17 protein-coding genes are annotated in these 18860 nt (G+C 45.3%); 8 read left to right on the top strand and 9 right to left on the bottom strand.

What is annotated here, in order from left to right; all coding sequences use genetic code 11:
* Nucleotides 1–49 precede the first annotated feature (49 nt).
* Nucleotides 50–715: a pyridoxamine 5'-phosphate oxidase family protein gene (locus BLS03_RS10915; RefSeq protein WP_093273495.1), complete on the top strand. Its 666-nt coding sequence runs from the start codon at nt 50–52 to the stop codon at nt 713–715.
* 443 nt (nt 716–1158) lie between these two features.
* On the top strand, nt 1159–1611 hold the full coding sequence (locus BLS03_RS10910; protein WP_093273493.1) for a dCMP deaminase family protein: 453 nt from the start codon (nt 1159–1161) through the stop codon (nt 1609–1611).
* On the opposite strand, the gene BLS03_RS10905 is transcribed toward BLS03_RS10910, so the two are convergent.
* Nucleotides 1594–4269 (bottom strand): hybrid sensor histidine kinase/response regulator, encoded by a 2676-nt coding sequence (locus tag BLS03_RS10905; protein ID WP_245696660.1) that lies wholly within the window; start codon nt 4267–4269, stop codon nt 1594–1596. The two genes, BLS03_RS10910 and BLS03_RS10905, sit on opposite strands and share 18 nt — an antisense overlap.
* Nucleotides 4270–4386: 117 nt before the next feature.
* Here BLS03_RS10905 and BLS03_RS10900 point away from each other — a divergent pair, with 117 nt between their 5' ends.
* The 5 genes from BLS03_RS10900 (at nt 4387) to BLS03_RS10880 (ending at nt 8740) form a co-directional block, all read left to right on the top strand.
* The gene (locus BLS03_RS10900; protein WP_245696659.1) at nt 4387–4809 is read left to right on the top strand and encodes a hypothetical protein; all 423 of its coding nucleotides are present in this window, start codon (nt 4387–4389) and stop codon (nt 4807–4809) included.
* A 9-nt stretch (nt 4810–4818) separates the two neighbouring features.
* Nucleotides 4819–5859, top strand: a complete 1041-nt coding sequence (locus tag BLS03_RS10895; protein ID WP_093273490.1) for a porin — start codon at nt 4819–4821, stop codon at nt 5857–5859.
* 76 nt (nt 5860–5935) lie between these two features.
* Nucleotides 5936–6169: a hypothetical protein gene (locus BLS03_RS10890; RefSeq protein WP_093273488.1), complete on the top strand. Its 234-nt coding sequence runs from the start codon at nt 5936–5938 to the stop codon at nt 6167–6169.
* Between the two features lie 674 nt (nt 6170–6843).
* Complete coding sequence (locus BLS03_RS10885) at nt 6844–7734, top strand: hypothetical protein (protein WP_093273485.1); 891 nt, start codon at nt 6844–6846, stop codon at nt 7732–7734.
* 187 nt (nt 7735–7921) lie between these two features.
* Nucleotides 7922–8740, top strand: coding sequence for a M15 family metallopeptidase (locus BLS03_RS10880; RefSeq protein WP_093273482.1), 819 nt, complete (start codon nt 7922–7924; stop codon nt 8738–8740).
* Nucleotides 8741–8820: 80 nt separating this feature from the next.
* Here the strand turns inward: BLS03_RS10880 and speB are convergent, their stop codons facing one another.
* From speB to BLS03_RS10850, 6 genes are all read right to left on the bottom strand, one after another.
* Nucleotides 8821–9771, bottom strand: a complete 951-nt coding sequence (gene speB / locus BLS03_RS10875; protein WP_093273479.1) for an agmatinase — start codon at nt 9769–9771, stop codon at nt 8821–8823.
* Entirely contained in the window at nt 9772–11685 is a 1914-nt protein-coding gene (gene speA / locus BLS03_RS10870; protein ID WP_176765579.1) for an arginine decarboxylase, read from the bottom strand.
* 526 nt (nt 11686–12211) lie between these two features.
* A complete protein-coding gene (phnR, locus tag BLS03_RS10865; RefSeq protein WP_093273473.1) occupies nt 12212–12916 on the bottom strand; it encodes a phosphonate utilization transcriptional regulator PhnR in 705 nt (234 codons plus the stop codon).
* A gap of 158 nt (nt 12917–13074) precedes the next feature.
* Nucleotides 13075–13899, bottom strand: a complete 825-nt coding sequence (locus tag BLS03_RS10860) for a mechanosensitive ion channel family protein (RefSeq protein ID WP_093273471.1) — start codon at nt 13897–13899, stop codon at nt 13075–13077.
* A 352-nt stretch (nt 13900–14251) separates the two neighbouring features.
* Nucleotides 14252–14734, bottom strand: coding sequence for a (R)-mandelonitrile lyase (locus BLS03_RS10855; RefSeq protein WP_093273468.1), 483 nt, complete (start codon nt 14732–14734; stop codon nt 14252–14254).
* Between the two features lie 11 nt (nt 14735–14745).
* On the bottom strand, nt 14746–15495 hold the full coding sequence (locus BLS03_RS10850; protein ID WP_245696658.1) for a carboxymuconolactone decarboxylase family protein: 750 nt from the start codon (nt 15493–15495) through the stop codon (nt 14746–14748).
* A gap of 389 nt (nt 15496–15884) precedes the next feature.
* Between BLS03_RS10850 and BLS03_RS10845 the strand changes: the two genes are divergently transcribed.
* Complete coding sequence (locus tag BLS03_RS10845; RefSeq protein ID WP_093273463.1) at nt 15885–17075, top strand: MFS transporter; 1191 nt, start codon at nt 15885–15887, stop codon at nt 17073–17075.
* Nucleotides 17076–17133: 58 nt separating this feature from the next.
* Here BLS03_RS10845 and BLS03_RS25905 read toward each other — a convergent pair whose 3' ends face one another.
* Both BLS03_RS25905 and BLS03_RS10835 read right to left on the bottom strand, forming a co-directional pair.
* Nucleotides 17134–17694, bottom strand: coding sequence for a cyclophilin-like fold protein (locus BLS03_RS25905; RefSeq protein WP_245696657.1), 561 nt, complete (start codon nt 17692–17694; stop codon nt 17134–17136).
* Between the two features lie 4 nt (nt 17695–17698).
* Nucleotides 17699–18859: a MalY/PatB family protein gene (locus tag BLS03_RS10835; protein WP_093273460.1), complete on the bottom strand. Its 1161-nt coding sequence runs from the start codon at nt 18857–18859 to the stop codon at nt 17699–17701.
* Between the last annotated feature and the right edge of the window lies 1 nt (nt 18860).

Here is an 18860-nt window from a genome sequence, read left to right as displayed (position 1 = left end):
ACCAGTTAACACTTAAATTGCAATCATCATCGGCAAATAAGGACATAAAATGCTGTCACAAACACCACGCACCGTCATAAACAAAGGCGCACACAAAGCGGTATTAGAAACACAAGCGCTATATCAAATTATCGATGAAAGTTTGATTGGCCACATCGCGATAGACGATCAAAGCACACCACTTGTCATCCCCATGTTGGTATGGCGCGTCGACGATATGATTTACATTCATGGCGCCCACAATAGCCGCTTGTTACGCCGACTAAAACATGGCGCACAAACCTGTGTGACCTTTACTCTTTTTGATGGTTGGGTTCTGGCCCGCTCAGCGTTTCACCACAGTGCGCACTATCGCTCAGCCGTTGTGTTGGGGCAATTTAGCCAAATTGAGCAGGCAAGCGAGAAAGATCGTTTACTCAATCACTTTATTGAACAAATTGCCCCGGGGCGTACCGAGCAAGTTCGATTAAGCAGCGACAAAGAACTCGCTGCGACCATGTTACTTGCCATGCCGCTTACCGAAGCCTCAGTTAAGATTGGCAAATTCGGCGTCAACGACGACAAACAAGACATGGATAGGCAAGTATGGGCAGGGATACTTCCCTATCGCACCGTAGTTGGTCCATTGCAAGCGGACCCAAACCTCAATCCTGAGCTTGAATCGCCGGACTACTCGGCCGCTTATGGTCATCGCTGGCATGACAATATCGAATAAACTACGCAATAAATTGCACTATGCAACGCTTAATTTGCAAATTGCAAAGATAAAACCGCATTTTTCACCCATTTATGATGAAAACACACGCAATTAGGTACTCTGAAAGTTGGCACATATCATGCTTTAGTTATTGTGACCCTTATTAAGCCGAGGGTCACCTAGCCAACTGACGTTGTTAGTGAACCGAATTTTGTTCACAAATGTATACGCCAATCGCCTTATTTCGCGGTTGGCTTTTTTTTGCTCAAAAATCTTTCAATGTTTTAACCATCTCTCCAAACGACCTGTATCAATTGCATAAAACAGCTACATTTTAAAGAGATAGTGCTTTTTCTTTGCTAAAGGTACTTATAAACTACGCCATTAGGTCGCATTCTCAATAACACCAAGTGACCACACGACTTGGCACCACTGTTCAATTTTCGTTTCGAGGATTTCGCATGAATTCAAAATGGGCGCAACGCTTTTACCAAATGGCAGAACTTGTTGGCTCTTGGAGTAAAGACCCGTCGACTCAGGTCGGGGCGGTTATTACCAAACAAAATCGCATCGTTTCTGTTGGTTTTAATGGCTATCCGCACGGCATATCTGACAGTGCCAGCAGCGATGATCGAGAAATGAAATACTTGAAAACGCTTCATGCAGAAGAAAACGCAATTTTGTTTGCCAAGCGAGACCTAGATGGTTGTGATATCTGGGTCACCCATTTTCCATGCCCTAATTGCGCCGCAAAAATCATCCAAACAGGGATTTCTGCCGTTCACTGTCCAGAACAAACGCCAGATTTTCTTTCTCGCTGGGGAGACAAAATCAAAGTCAGCCAAGATATGTTTTTGCAAGCCGGCGTTAAGGTCAATTGGCTGCCGTTAAGTGAACTACACCCCGACGCGTAAACGTTCTAAGGTGTCAAAAAGCTGCTGAGATTTATACGGTTTGGTAAGATAAGCATCCATACCTGATGCAAAGCAGCTTTCTATTTCTTCTTCGAGTACACTGGCGGTCAGCGCAATAATTGGTGTCCGTTCTAACCCCTGCTCTTTCTCCCATTGGCGAATATTCTTGGTCGCGGTTAAGCCATCCATTACCGGCATCATGCAATCCATCAAAATCGCACTAAATCGATCACCATCGCGAACGAAATTCAAGGCTTCTTGACCATTACTCGCGATGCGATATTCCATCCCGACTTTGCTTAAAAAGAAGCTGGCAATTTTCTGATTCATCAAATTGTCTTCAACAATCAGTACGCGTTGATGCACGTTGTTCGCTTGCGGCTCTTCATAAATTGCATCGCTGATTGGCGACTTGATACTGGAATGCTGTAACGTTTTGAGCACACTTTCAAAGCGCTGCCCTAAGATGGGTAATGTTATCGATGCTGTGACCCAGTTCTCGAGATCTTGGGCGATAAAAAGATGATGTTGCAGCAAAACCAATTGTGCGAGAGGAAACTGGGCGTGCAAGGTCTCTAAATCTTTGCGTGAGCCTTTCTCTTTGGCTTTAAAATACAAAATGACATCCACATCGGCTCTTGAATCGGACATGCGTTCAACATCACTCACAACCGATATTTGTAGGCCCAGTCTCAAGCATTCCTGCTTGACTAAATGCTGATGTTTTGAACCATTCACTACTAATAATGCATGTAAGGAACAACCTGGAAGCGGTGACGACAGCGGCTTACTCACTTCAACAGGGATAGTAAATTCAAAACAGCTCCCCAGACTGCGCGTCGATTCAACTGCTATTTTCCCCCCCATCAGGTCGATGATCTGTTTACAAATAGTCAGTCCAAGCCCGGTGCCGCCAAAACGGCGAGTAATGCTGCCATCTTCTTGAGTAAAGGGTTCAAAAATGGTCTGCTGTTTCTCTTTGTCTATGCCAACTCCTGAATCGATCACCGCACAATTTAAATAATGAGTATGCCCATCGAAGACATAACCAAGCTCGACCGAAACAAAACCTTCATGGGTAAACTTCACCGCATTACTGAGTAAATTAAGCAGTACTTGTTTAAAACGAAACTCGTCAATTTTAATCACCCCTGGCAGCGCCGTATCGAGCTGAATAAACAACTCATTTTGCTGTTTAAGTGCTTTAGTACATACCATATTGACGGTTTCAAAAACCAAGTTATGAACGCCCACCTCATGGGGAGTCAACACCAAATTACCCGACTCGATTTTTGATAAATCCAAAATATCGTTAATCAGCACCAGTAAGGACTGCGACGAGGTATCAATGTCCGCCAGAATATCCTTCTGACTATGAGTGAGGCGACTGTCGTAAAGTATCTCCGTCATACCAATGATGCCGTTAAGCGGCGTACGGATTTCGTGAGACATATTGGCCAAAAACATACTTTTGGTGCGGTTGGCGGCTTCGGCTTGCTCCTTGGCACTTAACAACTGTTCTTCATAACGAATTTGTTCTTGAATAACGTGATTTAAGTTGGCGGCAAATGCGGTAAATTCATCATTGCCATCGACCTGAATGAACGGCGTTTCGTTACCTTCATTGCGACGTAACGCATTCATCGACTGTAAAATACGCCCAAGTTTAGAATTAATCCGATAAAAGGTACTTGCGCCCCAAAAAAACATCATCAGCAATAAAAGTAATGTCGCAGTGGTGACCGCAATCAAACGCTGCCTTTCGGTACTAATGAGTTCGGCCAGTTGCTGCTGAAATTGACGTGAAAATACGCTGAGCTGCTGTTTCACCAAGGCATTACGTTGCTCGATAGCAAATGCCGCCGCGTCGATATCATTACTCGTTGCTTGGGGTGACATAAGCCGTTCTCGTACTTGCATCGCTTTGCGAAATGAAGCGCTAGCAAATAAGTTGAGTAGCTGTTCAACTTGCTGCTGGTCAGCACCCACATTGATGAATTGGTCAAGATAATATTGCTGCCTTTCGCTAATGTGGTAATACTCGCTTGAATAGCGGTCATAACGCCAAGATTGGGCGCGCGCTTGCTCGACATACCATGCTTCTTTTTCCATCCAAAGGTGCAGCCAATAGAGTTGTGTCAACACGCTGTCGAGTTTGTTGACCTCAGCGCTGCTAGCAAAACCAGACAGATTTTGGATTTCAATATAGCTATCACCGAGCAATTCAAAAATAAGCTGGCCCGATTCAATGCTTTCCTCAACACCTACGTAGTGAAGGTCTCTAACCAAGGTCGATAAATCCTTGGCATAACTAACAATTTTCTGATGCTGTTCAGCATGAATACTAAAGTCATTATCTTGGCTTAGCATTTCTTGAATAGCGTTAAGCGGCAAAACAGTTTGTTCGAGTTTGTCTTGTACTGGCTCGCCTATAATGGCGTTCTTTAAAATTTGATGAGTCGAATTAGAAAATTGTGACAAATTCTCCAGAATAGTGGCTCGCTCTCCGACTAAAGCCATTTGTTGCAAACGTTGCTCCACATCAGCAGCAAAATGAGTAGTAAAAGCAATAATGACAGACGCTGGGATAAGGCTTAAAACGAGCAGTCGAATTTTGATCGACAACGTTCTCAGGGTTATCCAAGAGGTGAATCGCATACAATCAATCCCTTGATTAAAGTATTAGCAAGCTGAATTTTAATAGTAGACAATATTCATCTATATTCTTATTAATTAAGCTGAATTCTTTAAATTACTTTTATCGTAGGATCTCTTTTGCACTCTCGTTGGTTAGCACTAACAATTTTGTTCATCTGGCCGATTTGCTACGCCGAAGATTTTGCCGTTATTACGTTTAATAACGAGCTTCAACCGCTGCGTGCAAACCAAGTCAAAATGCTCTATCGAGGCAGACTCAATCACCTCGAGGGTATCGCAATTAAACTCGCCGACTTACCGGACAATTCCCCGATCCGCCAACAATTTTATCAAGCGCTACTGAATAAAACGCCGAGTCAAATGAACATGATTTGGGCTCGACAAAGCTTTTCAGGCCAAAGTTCCGCACCCTATGAATTGGAAAACGACAGCGTCTCGGATGTCATGGACTGGTTAATAAACAACCCAAACGGCGTGGCTTATTTACCCGCTTCGCTGTTGCCTGCTGATGTTAACGTCTTATATACATTAAATAATTGAGGAAAAGTGATGAGTCGATGGTTTATTTTGTTATTGTTCCTCTCAGCTAAGGCCGCAGCCCAATTCACCCTAAGCGACGATCTTCGCGTCAGTGGGTTTGGAACCTTTACCGCCGCAAAAAGTGACAGCATCACACCTGTCATCGATCAACGCGATCTCACCAACCAATGGTGCTATGACTGTGACAGCATACTGGGCGTGCAATTTGACTGGCATATCTCTGACCATCTGCGTTCAGCGCTGCAAATACTAAAACGCCCACAAGACCATTATTCATCACCTCAACTCGAACGCGCGTTTATCGAATACTTTAATCACGGCATTACACTTAAAGCGGGTCGACTTCGAACGCCAATTTTTATTATTTCTGAATATTATTATGTCAGCAGCGCCTATCCTTGGTTACGTTTACCCAATGAGGTTTATAACAGCTTTCGCGGGTTAACTCATTACGATGGTGTTGTTCTTGATTGGTCGTATGAAAGCCGCTCTTGGGGGCAATGGATTGTTTCACCCTTTTATTCCATCGAAAGAGAAGAAAAAATTGAACAGTACGGCCAAACATTTGATATTTCGATAAAAGATTCTCTTGGTTTTTCGACCAACTGGTTCTACGAAGACCATCAATTACATCTGGCTTACATCCATAATGATGCCACTCAGAAGCTAAATAATCTGTTTATCAAAGAGTTAAAATTAGATATGGTTTCGCTTGGTTTCAGCAGTACCTTTGCCCAATGGCACTTTCAATCGGAACTTTTATTGGCAACCCATCTTTACGCAAACTGGTATGCCAGCATCGACTACACTTGGCGAAAATTCACACCTTATATCACTTACGGACAAAGCCGGCGCCGTATCGATTCACACAGTTATTTATTAGGCACTACATACGCACTAACGTCAGACATCAACTTATATGCAGAATGGCAACGTATCTATGGCCAAAATGAGATGATGAGTGGGCAATTTACCCGCTTGCAAGATCCAAGCGAACCATTTGATACTCAAGTGAACCTCGTGTCGTTTGGAATCTCCTTTACTTTCTAAGCTCTAAGCATGTTATTCGTTCAATTCATTTTATGTTCATATCTCCTCTGTTACTTTACTTAAAAAGGAGAAAGCGATGAAACGATTACTGATTACGATACTGACATTAACCATCGCCACAATGACGTTTTTCATTGGGCTGATATTTATTTTGCCGCTGAGTCTTATTGCTATTTTGAGCGGACGTGCGGCCTTCTCGAGTGCAATTCGATCGCGACCAAGAGCACGTGACCGTGTCATTGAAGGCGAATACTGCGATGTTACTGAAAACAAAAATGTGCCCCAGGCCCACACTCAGAAGCGGACATAAGACTCTTTTCACATAGGAATTGAAGCATAAGTATCGCGACGACAGCAAAACTGCCTGCACCTTTCACTATTTTTTCCTCAAATAATAAGCACCTATACACATAAGAAGAACTGATGAACCAATCAATAAAATTGGAATCCAGATCGCATACCCTAACAATTTCCTGACATTAGTACTAATACTCCAATTAACTCAAATTAAAAATTTTATAACTAGTTCAATAAAACTCATTTATTAATGCCTTGGTTTCATGTAAATAATTAAAATTTAAATCAAAAAAACCAATTAGATTTATCAAACCATTAAAATAATGAAAAGCATTGGATAAAAATGTAATTTATTTCATTTTTGATTTTACAAACAATTGATAAATAAACTAATAGCTAAAACACAAACCCCATCTTCCATTCTTCTTTTGTCAAGAAAACAAATTAAATACAAACCTTTAGTAGTAGATTTCTTGTCAGTACCAAAAAATAACCAATTCATTTATTCACCTAGGATATATATTTCAGCTTTGTATAAGATTAACTCGCGTTTATCGAAGGGCGAGATCGAGAATGTATTGTCGCCATATTGATTAAACACACTAGCTCGATATTTTTCGGGTTGGTCTTATAGGTTAAAAAGTTTATTGAAAACTTAACCGAGTTAAAATCAAAAAGGAATTCACTATGAGTGTCATTATTGGTACGTCCAACCTTGATAGTACAGGGTCATCTGCTGGTTTAACTGAAGAGAATGGTACCCTTGTTTCTGACTATTATGATGAAAACGGTGTGTTAGTGTACACATTCGACTCTTCATCCAGCGTTGCGTTTAACAGCGTTCAAATTCAATCCGATACTTGGGATAACGAAAATTACAAAGAAACAAAAGTAGACGGTAATTATGAAGTCATCACTGTCGATAACTTTGTCGACGTTGATATTACCAACGCGTCCGACCTAGGTTACTCTCATATTGACGTGCTTAACGCTAAACGTGGCACCATCGACACGTCTGGCGCAGACTCCGACGACTCGATCTATATCGCGGTGAGTAGTAACAGCTACACTTGGAGTAATCTGTTCACAATTACGACGGGTGAAGGTGATGATGATGTCACTTTAGCCAATGTCACGGGCTCACAATACACCAGTTTCGATATTAGCCTTGGTGACGGTAATGATGTACTCGATATTTCCGATCTACTTGATGCTAAATACGACAAAATCGAACGTACTGTCGATGGTGGTGATGGTTTCGATGTACTTATCACTAATGGGGACGACAACGTTGAGTTTTCTGGCTTTGAAGTCGTTGAGGGTACAGGCTTTGATGACACATTAGAACTGGACTCTGAAACCCTCGCGGCCAATGATGACGGTGAACTCGGTTTAGTTATCGCCAATATTAGCATCAGCTACTCTGATGATCTGACCTATACAACAAGTGACCTTGACCAAGAACAAACCGATTATCTCGATAACTTAGGGTATGACGCAGACAGTTTTGAAGTTGTGACTGTAACCAGCAGTGATGGCGAATACACTTTGTTGGTCGAAAGCGACTCTTATGCATAACAACCGAAATATCACTGAGATGTAATCACACTCTACTGATTTATTTCCGACTCTGTAACAACAGGGAGCGCCGCTTCCTGTTGTTTTTTTGGAACAATTTACAAAATCCTGCCCCTTGTTGTGTTGAGCAAAAGCATCAAAGCACGCTACTCTAATGCGCTAATTTCATGCTTATAACGGCAATATCATGACACGCTATTTGTTCTTTACTCTGCTTAGCAGCATCATCGCATTTCCGTCTTTATCGGCAACATCACTTAGCTCTGAGCAATGTTTAGCGATGAAGAAAGCCAACGTGATATCAGAACAGGCGCCACTTCCTTGCTCGCGACTTAAACAGGTCGATGTCACTTTCAGAGATTTTTCAGGCAAAACCCAAACTGGCGCTATTATTGTCATGGATGCCGTTGCTCATCGTGTTGAAATGATATTTTCAGCGCTTTATCAACATCAGATCCCTATCCAATCTATCACACCGATACGCGAATTTTTCGGCGATGACGAGGCGTCGATGCGAGCTAACAATACTAGCGCGTTTAACGCTAGACCGATAACTGGCGGCAGCTCTTGGTCAAAACATGCTTATGGTCTCGCCATCGATATCAACCCACTGCAAAACCCGTTTGTCGAATTTCAAGCCAGCCAAATCGTGGTTAAGCCCCCTCAAGCCGCCAAACATTATCTCAACCGTTATTCTTATCGATTAGGCAAACCATTTCGAACTGGAATGGCCGAAGAAATGGTCGACATCTTTGCCAATAATGGCTTTCTGATTTGGGGTGGATACTGGAACGACCCGATTGACTATCAACATTTCGAAATTGGGCCGCGAGCTTTGGTCAATCGACTCACCGCTGAACCAAGTAAGGCACGCGGTGTGTTTGAGAAATACATCGCCGATTATCTATCTTGCATGCAGCTATCGGAACGAACACCTCGAGAAAATGCCCGTGCCTATTGCTCAGCCAGTGTGGTTGAAAAATACAGCCACTGGCCAACACAATGATGCGTTGAACATCAGCCAAAAATTCAGTCGTAAAAAAGGGAGCCTGTTGGGCTCCCTTGGTATTGAATCGGTTCGACTAGTTAGTCGTCGTGCAGCTCTTCTTCGTCTGCGGGTTCGCGGTTGAAAGCCCATGCATACATAAGCTCAAGAGCAATCGTCGCACCAGCCAGAGCGGTCACTTCACTTTGGTCATATGGAGGAGAGACCTCCACCACATCCATACCGACAATATCCATTCCCGCCATTGCTCGAATGATTTTCAGCACTTTGTCCGAGCTTAAACCGCCGCATACTGGCGTACCTGTCCCCGGCGCAAAACACGGGTCAAGGCAGTCGATATCAAAGGTCACATACACGGGTTTATCCGCAACGATATCGCGAATTTGAGCGACGATCTCTTCGGCTGACATATCGTTGGCTTGCATCGCATTAATGACATTAAAGCCGTGGCGCTGCTTCGCATATTCGGTGCGAATCCCAATTTGCACCGAGTGTTTCGCTGAAATCAGCCCTTCTTTTGGCGCATGATAAAACATGGTGCCGTGATCATAGGCACTGCCATTAGCATAGGTGTCGGTATGAGCGTCAAAATGGATTAGCGCCATTTCACCATGATGTTTGGCATAAGCACGTAAAATTGGCAGCGTAATAAAGTGGTCGCCGCCGAGTGCCAACATGGTTTTGCCCGTTTTCAGAATTTCACTGGTTGCCGCTTCAAGACGGTAAGTGAAATCTTCAGCATCGCCGCAATCAAAGACCAAATCACCCGCATCAATCACATTCACGCGTGAAAACAGGTTAAATTCCCACGGAAATTTTTTGCTCTCCCAAGCGAGGTTAACCGAGGCGCGGCGAATCGCGTCCGGTCCCATACGCGCACCAGGGCGACCCGATGTCGCCATATCAAGTGGCACACCGAGCACCACAAGATCGGCATCACTATCACGCGGATCGCGTAAATAAGGACGACGCAAAAACGTCATCGCATTTGAATACAGTGAATAATCAGTTTTAGTAAACAAATCATTCATTTAGAAATCCTCTAAATAGGTATAACCACTTAGACCTTGCTCAAGCTCGGCTAAGATATTTTGTTGCTCGCTTTCATCCACCCGTTGGCTGACAAGCTCACGATAATGCTCACGAATACTATCAACATCGATATGCACGTAACGCATCATGTCTTCAACAGTATCGCCTTCGTTGACCAGCGCTAATTCCGATTCGCCATCATCGTTGATATTGACCACCACACTGTGAGTATCCCCAAACAGGTTGTGCATATCACCGAGAATTTCTTGGTATGCGCCGACTAAGAAAAAGCCCATCATGTACTGCTCATCTTTGGTCCAAGCCGGGACTGGCAAGGTTTTCTCGATGCCTTGACCTTCCACGTATTGCTCAACCACACCATCAGAGTCGCAAGTGATGTCCAACATCACCGCGCGGCGATCTTCCAAACGCTCCAAGCCCGATAACGGCAGTACTGGAAACACCTGGTCGATACCCCAAGCATCCGGTAGCGATTGAAACAGCGAAAAATTAATAAAGAACTTATCCGCTAAACGCTCGCTCAGTTCATCAAGGATCGGACGATGAAAACGGTTTTTCGCATTCATCTGCCGCGATAGCTCATGATAAATACGCAGTGACAATTGCTCGGCCCACGCTCGCTGCTCCAGGTTCATCATTCCGGTCGCAAAATGTGAGTGAACTTCGGCTAAGTCGCTTTGTGTATCGTTATAAATTTCAATCAGCGCACGCGCATCACTACCATCTTGTAGGCTCTCCCAACTGCTCCACATATTTTGCAGCAAAAAGCTCTCTTGCCACTCAGTGGGTTCCACCACAGGCTCTGGATGATACGCTTCCGTGCCAATCACGTTGGTAATCAAAACCGCGTGATGAGCGGTCAATGAGCGACCTGATTCAGAAATAATGGTTGGCATCAATTGACCGTATTGCTGACATACGTCACCCACAGTCGTCACGATGTTACGTGCATACTCATTAAGGCCGTAGTTCATCGAGTTCGGCGACTGGCTGCGCGTGCCATCGTAATCCACCGCCAAGCCACCACCGATATCAAAATACTCAATGTGCGCACCCATATCGCGAAGTTCACAATAGAAACGCGCTGACTCATTGACTCCATTACGCACATCGCGAATATTCGCCATTTGCGAGCCAAGGTGGAAATGCACCAACTGCAATGAGTCCAGCATCTCTTCCTGTTTAAGGCGCTGCATAACCGTTAGCACTTGCGACGCTGACAAACCAAATTTGGACTTTTCGCCCCCGCTCGATTGCCACTTACCCGCGCCTTGTGACGCCAAACGAATACGAATACCCAAGCGCGGTTTCACGCCAAGGCTTTTCGCCTCTTTAAGCACAATGTCGAGTTCCGACATTTTCTCCAGCACCACGAACACGCGGTGGCCAAGCTTTTCACCAATCAAAGCAAGACGCATGTATTCGCGGTCTTTGTAGCCGTTGCAAACAATCACAGAGCTGGCTTTTTGCGCCATCGCTAATACCGCAAGAAGCTCAGGTTTACTGCCCGCTTCAAGACCGAGTTGTTTGGTTTCTAGCTGCGCTTGGCTAGCGAGAATTTCATCCACAACTTCACGCTGTTGGTTAACTTTAATCGGGTAAACCAACAGGTAGTTGTTCGGGTATTGATACTCTTCAATCGCCTGATTGAACGCGTCGCAAATATTGTGAACTCGCTGATGCAAAATCTGAGGGAAACGCACCAATACCGGTAGATTTAAGCCGCGATTTTCAATTTGGCCAACAATATGGCTCAGCGAAGTTGGGAACTTATTGTCACTTCTTGGCGACACATACACTTCACCATCATCGTTAATACCGTAAAAGCCTTGGCTCCAGTAATGAACGTTGTAATCAGCGCGAACACTGTCTAATTTGGATTCGTTTTCCACATTGGTTTCCAGTTGATTGTCTTTCTTTGGGTATAGCAAAAGACTAAGCATAATTCTGTCAATCTTTCACTAATGATTGACAGCCGGTACGTGTAGAGAGGCGAAATATCTGATATTGAAACTGGCTGATAAGCCTTGCTCTGCCTGCGATAGACAGCGTTCACCCCTCAGTAATAACACGCGCATTAACAGGCAAAATCGCCTTTCAGTCTAATGAATAAATTTTGTCGTCTCGACCAAAATTACTATTCAAATTCACCGCTATTTTAGAAGCTAAAACACCGATAGCTTGGCGCTCAATATCTGTTAGTTTGAGGTTAATCTGGGCATAAATAGATTGAGGAGCAAAACCAGATCCGGAGCTTTAATTCATCCAATCAACACGGTGATAAAAACGCAGTTCTATTAAAGCGTCAGCCACAATAGTCATTTTGTGAGCCAGCAGACAAAGCCCAATACCGAGATGGGACGATGGAGATACAAAAAAGGCGCCTAAAAAGCGCCTTGTGGTCAATCAATGCGATCATTACCGTTTTAGTTCGGCGATCGATTCAATGCTGAGTGCGTCATGGCGCCAATATTCGATACCACAATCGATCAACTCGCCGTCTTGATTATAATTGCTGCGCTCAATCACCATTGCCGGAGCGCCTTGGGTGGCGCGCAGCGCTTGTGCCATATCTCCCAGTAACGTGCTGCTGGAAATGCTGTAGCCAATTTTTTGATAAACCACGCCGTAATGCTCTCGATAAATATCGGTCAGTGAATTGGCCAAATCAAACTGCAACAAGTTGGGAAACAGTTCCGGGCGAATATAGTTGGTGACGTAAACTACTGGGCGATCTTCCAAATAACGCACACGGTCAACGCGATACACATCTGAAAAGGGCTGCAGTTTCAGTAGCCGCGTGGCTTGGCGATTCACCAAAGTGCCTTTTGCCGACAGCAGCTCGGTTTTTGGCACGCGATTCTGCGCTTGGGCCATTTCAGGAAAGTTTAAAGTTTGGGTAGGATCGTAGCGCAGTGGCAAAGGCGAAATAAACCAGCCGCGGCGGTCTTCTCGATAAATGCGCCCTTCTGCTTCGAGCAATGACAAAGCTTCACGTAAAGTGACTCGTGTTGTATCAAAGGATTCGGCCAATTTACGCTCTGCAGGCAGTTTTTGACGCGGTGAAAGCATGCCAGATTCAATTTGTTCAACGATGGAATCTTTAATTTTTACGTACTGCACGAAGTGTCCTTATCTTTGGCGCTCTGCTTTGCGACTCTTAAGCCTTATAGTGGCAAGATACTACCCCAATTTTTGAGGTCAATGGATTAAACAAAAAAGCGCCGCAAAATATTCTGCAGCGCTCGATAAGATGGAATCGATATTCGAATCTAATGCGGTTATTTTTGCTCGTACTTGATGTGCAAGTCGCGTTGCGGGAATGGAATACTCAAGCCCGCTTCTTCGATCTTCGGTTTCACCATTTTTTGCATAGCCCAGTAAGTTTCCCAATATTTATCGGTTGGGCTCCAAGCACGTAGCTGTAAATTCACTGAACTGTCGGCCAACATCTGCACCATCACTTGTGGCTCAGGGTCGCGCAAAATATGTTCTTGAGACATGGCGATCTCTTTGAGCACGTTCATGCCCACGTCGATGGAATCCTCATAAGAAATTCCCACGATGATGTCCATGCGGCGACGGTCATTACGGCTAAAGTTTTTGATCGTCGAATTCCAGACCGTGCTGTTCGGACTGGAAATAAAAATGCCATCACCGGTTTTAAAGACAGAGGTAAATAGTCCAATGTCAATCACTGTGCCCGAGATGCTGCCAAATTCAATAAACTCACCTTTTCTGATTGGTTTTAAAAACAGCAACATGATACCCGCGGCAATGTTACTTAAGGTGTCTTTCAGAGCTAAGCCAATCGCTAAGCCTGCCGCACCCACTAGCGCAACCAAGCTTGAAGTATTCACGCCAAACAAATCAAGAACGATGACCAGCGCGACCAAATATACGCAGTAAGACGCCACTTTAGACAGCAAGCGCGAAACAATTTCATCACCACCGCTGATTTTTGACGATGCTTTAAACACGCCCCGTTTGACCAACTTGGCAATGATCGAAGCCACAATCACGATCAGTATCGTCAACAAAGTATTTTGCATAATCTGAATCAGGAGATCCTGATGCGTTTGATATAAGGCGATAAGCCGTTCCATATATGACTCCTTTCGTCATCCTAGGTGTTGAGAAATCCATGCTAAAGGCTGACAACAAATAGCTTGGCGATGAATCACGACCATCAAAGCAATAAGCGCTCCCCCGTGAATCATAAAAACAGCCACCGCGAACGGTGGCTGGTATAGACATAGTATATGCTTGAATCGCCAAGTTAAACTTTAAAACGACATTTCATCCAACCCTTTCACCCAAATATGCAGTTAACATTCATCCCAAAGCGTAATTTTGATGCGATACCGTACTTAAAAAAGTGTCCATTTCGCATTTTTCGCCACCATAAAAAAGCGCCTAAACCTAAGTTCAAGCGCTGTCCATTTTCCCAGTGATCAATTATGGCTGCGATAAGTATTGCTGATCGGTGACTTTTTCTTTCCAAACCACATTTGGACCTTGCTTTGCCGCGGTGACCACAAGATGCGTCATTGGTGCCTCTGGTGTTGCGCCATGCCAATGGTCAATGCCTGGCGGACACCATACACTGTCGCCTTTCGCAAAACGTATCACTTTACCATCACGTGTGCCTGTTAGTGCCACCCCTGATGTCACGATCATATGCTGCCCTGCTGGGTGCTGATGCCAAGCGGTGCGAGCACCCGCTGCAAAAGTGACATACGCCGCGCTGTAATGGGCGACATCATTTTCCGGGAATAACATTTCGACATTGACCTCTCCTGTAAAAAGATCGGAGGGTCCTTGAAAGTGCTTCTGGTCTGCACCGCGATACACCTGCTGCGCTGGTTCCTCACTCGCCTGAGCGTAGAAGCCAAGGCTACATGTGATACACAAACCCAGTGCCGATAATCCTCTTTTCATTTTCAATCTCCTCATTTTTGTGCCAATACGGCGGTCAAAACCTGCTCGGCATTCTGCGCGACTGCGGCGCCACAAGCGCGTTGTAAAATCGCGATAAACTGCTGCAGTTCTTGGCGAGAAACATCATTATTCATACTGATGTTATAGTGAGCGGCCAATTGGCTATTGACGCCGCTCATGTTGGCAAGCGCCGCTATGGTCGCGATTTCACGCAGTTTCCAGCTCAGTAGATCGCGCTGAAAAATGTCACCAAACAGATGGGATTTTAGGTAGGTGTCGATTTGCGATGAAAAATCAAACAGTGCGCCTTTGACTTCGCGGCCGATAAGTCGAGTTTGGTTGTCACTACCAAACTCTAGGCTGGTTTTGTCACTGGGTAACGGTTTCGACTCTGGGCCAAACTGGTCAACAATACCACTCGCTTTACGTGTCTCTAGTACCTGCATGAACGCCGCTAAGCCATTCAAACTGCGAGGAAAACCGGCGTAGGCATAAAGCTGAGCGATGACTTCTTTGATTTCGTTAATCGTCAACCCTTGATCTAAGCCTTGCGCAAGGCTGATTTTCAGTTTGTCGATATCACCGCTGGCGGTAAACGCAGCAATCGGGATAACTGCCTGCTGTTTAGCGTTTAATGCAGGTTGTGCATAACTCCATGGCGAAATGAGCAGCGCAAACGTCGCGACCACAGCTAACCACATAGGCTTAAATACGGATATGAATTTGGACAAAGTACCCTCCTGAACATTGTTGGAATCCATCGAATCTCATAACTAATCTACCTCGAACTGAGCGTAAATCTTTGCCTATAAACCCGTATTCATTGCCTGATTATCCACGATTTTAAAAATTAAAATAAACAATATAATCAAAAGCTTAGTTACATTTTGAAATGATTTTTTGCTTGATCTCGAACGCCGTCATTGCGGTTAGTAAGAGCCGTTGTCCAGACCAGAATGAAAACAATCAGTCGATAAGCACAGTGCGACACCCAGTGAATTGGGCATTTAAGGCAAGCATTCGAGACAATTAGGCAAACGGAAAAAGCCAACGCGCTTTTAGACTTATCGACTCTTGAGCGTTCTTAGCGATTGCGAAGGTTTGGCTGCGCAATTCTAAGCTCGTTTTAATCATCTCGAGGGCCAATTCTTTGTTAACCGAATCTAACCGATTTTCTTTTTTTAGCGCGGCATTATCGCTGATATCTACCTATGTCGTATCCTCTATCGCCATTCCGCTGTACGGCCTTTATCACACTGAAAATCAGGTCAGTTATTTACAACTTTCACTGAGCTCCGTGGTGTATTTTATCGGTGCCGTCTCGGCTCTATTGCTGTTTGGTCGAGTCTCCAATTTCATTGGCCGCAAAACCAGTTCACTGCTGGCTTTGTTGATCGCTGCGTTATCTATCGTGTTTTTTCTCCACCTCGACAGCGCACTACCGTTAATTATCGGTCGTTTACTGCAAGGCACCGCTTGCGGCCTTGCGTCTACGGCGCTGACATCTTGGCTGGTTGACCACGCCAAAGCCGTACCAAACTGGGTGCCTTCTGCGGTGATAAGTTGCGGTCCGATGACCGGTTTAACCATCGGCGGCATTGGTTCTGGATTACTGGTCGAGTACGCGCCAATGCCGCGCCAGTTCGGTTTTTATCTTGCGTTAGGATTGGTGATTTTGTGCAGCGGATTACTGTTTAGAAGCCAAGAAACCATGGTGAAAAAATCAGGAGTACTTCGCTGTCTAAAACCCAACTTCACACTACCTCCAAGCGCGCGCCGCGCATTTCCGGTGGCGGCATGTACCTTTGTCGCAACTTGGGCATTAGGCGGCTTTTTTCAGGCTTTTGGACCTGCGATGGCACACGAACAGCTGCATTCAGACAGCGCCGTTGCTGCCGCTTTAGTTTTTGCTTCAATCATGGCCCCGAGTTCACTGGGGGCCTGGCGGGCGGGCAAAATGAGCGGTGAAAAAGCGCAATGGCTTGGCATGATAAGCTTCACCCTAGCGGTTGGCGGCGTGTTGGTGGCGTTGTCCGTCAGCATGTTGAGCGCTTTTATGATCACCAGTGTTTTAGCTGGGATTGCTCAGGGAATGGTGCTGACAGGCAGCATTTCAACCATGGTGACTGGCTTAGAAGCAGAGCAGCGCCCAAGCGTATTCTCGGTGATTTATGCCGTGTCTTATGTCGGCGCGGCGCTGCCAACACTGATTGCCGGACGTCTTTCCGAGCAGCTGAGTTTACTGCATATTGCCGCTGGCTATGGCGTGTTGGCATTCATCGCAACGTTGGTCGTGCTGCTGAGCAAAATACGGGCGACTTCGTTACAGTCGTCAAAGTAACAGACAAAAAAATAACAGCCGATCTGGCTGTTATTTTTTATCTCTTTCACTCGCATACTCAATCGACTAATTCTATCGTCACCGTCATTGAGCCATGGGTAAAACGGCTCAGCTGGGAATCAAGTTGCCCCAGTGGAATCAAGCCTGATGCGTAACCGAAATCTTTATAAAAAATCACGAGGTTACCCCATGGGGCGTAATAGGCGATATCACCTGCTTGTGCACTGCTGCCCGCTGGCGCACTTTCGGTATCAAGTTTACGCGGCAAGTAAGCAATTTTCTCGGTGCGGGCATAGTCTTCAAGCTTAAACGTTAACGGTAGTTGGCGAATAAAATCGCGGGCGCTGTCACTATCATTTAAGGTCGCGTTGACTGTGGTATCGTCAAAAACAAAGCGTATTTTCATTCCTGTCACTTCTGTTGTGTTGCTTTTCAAAACATGAACATTGCTTGTTATAGAGTAAGCGGGACACGCTGCATTCGCAGATTCCAAACCCGCATCGTTTGCGTTTGGCAATGCAAAACAAGGGGTTGCGACTAGCAAGCTAAACAAACCGCTGCGCTGCATGTGTCGAGCTTGGCTACGCCAATAACGTACTGAAAAGCTAAACGTTCGCATCTAGTCAGCTCAATACCCTTTTCAATCGCTCAAGCCCATCGTGGAGTACACTGCGCGGACACGCCATATTGAGCCGAATATAGCCTTCACCAAACTCACCATACAACGTACCTTCGCAAATATGTAAATGCGCTTGCTGTTTGAGTTGCTCGCTGATTTGATGCGACGTCGTTTTAAGAGCGCGGCAATCAATCCAAGCAAGGTAAGTAGCTTGTTGTTGAGTGAGTTTTAGCTCCGGAAGATACTGACTTAAAAACTGTTCAACGTAGAGATAGTTGGCGTGTAGATACTCACGCAATGCATCGAGCCAAGGCGCACCTTGCGTGTAAGCTGCAATTAATGCGGTAACGCCAAATGGATTTACGTCGCACACTTCGTGTACATTGATCGCGCGATCGACACGCTGGCGAATACTCGAGTTAGCCGCAATAATATTGGCAATTTGCAGCCCAGCAATGTTGAACGACTTGCTTGGTGAATGACAAGTAACCGAGTTTTGTAGAAATTCCTCACCAAGCGCCGCAAATACTTGATGATGTTGGCCAGGAAACACTAAGTCACAATGAATTTCATCGCTAATAACGGTGACTTGGTGTCTAAAGCAGATCTCCCCGACTTTACGCAGTTCATCTTCACGCCATGCTCGGCCAACCGGGTTATGCGGGTTGCATAGAATCATAGCAGTCACATCCTCGCGACTGGCTTGCTGCTCCAACAGCTCAAAATTCATTTCATAATAACCATTGGTATTGCGCAGCGGACTCTCGATAAGCCGGCACCCTGTATTACGAATCGAGCTAAAAAAGCAGTTGTAGGCAGGCGTTTGCACAATCACACCGTCACCGGGCTTGGTCAAAGCCTTTAAAATCGCTGAAAGCGCCGGCACCACACCAGAGGTATAAATCACCCACTCGCGCGCAATGGCAAACCCGTGGCGCTGCTCAAACCAATCACTCAACGCGGCGTAGTACTCATCGGCGACATGGGTGTAGCCAAACACACCGTGCTCAACACGGCGGGCTAAAGCCTCAACAATGACTGGGGCGGTTTTAAAATCCATGTCTGCGACCCACATAGGTAACATGTTTGAATCGCTGTTAATATCCCATTTCACGCTACCGGAGCCACGCCTTTCCACCACTTGGTCAAAGTCAAAATCGGCCATG

It is taken from the genome of Vibrio xiamenensis (genome assembly GCF_900100015.1).
GTDB lineage: Bacteria > Pseudomonadota > Gammaproteobacteria > Enterobacterales > Vibrionaceae > Vibrio > Vibrio xiamenensis.
This window is presented reverse-complemented; position numbering and strand designations above follow the sequence as displayed.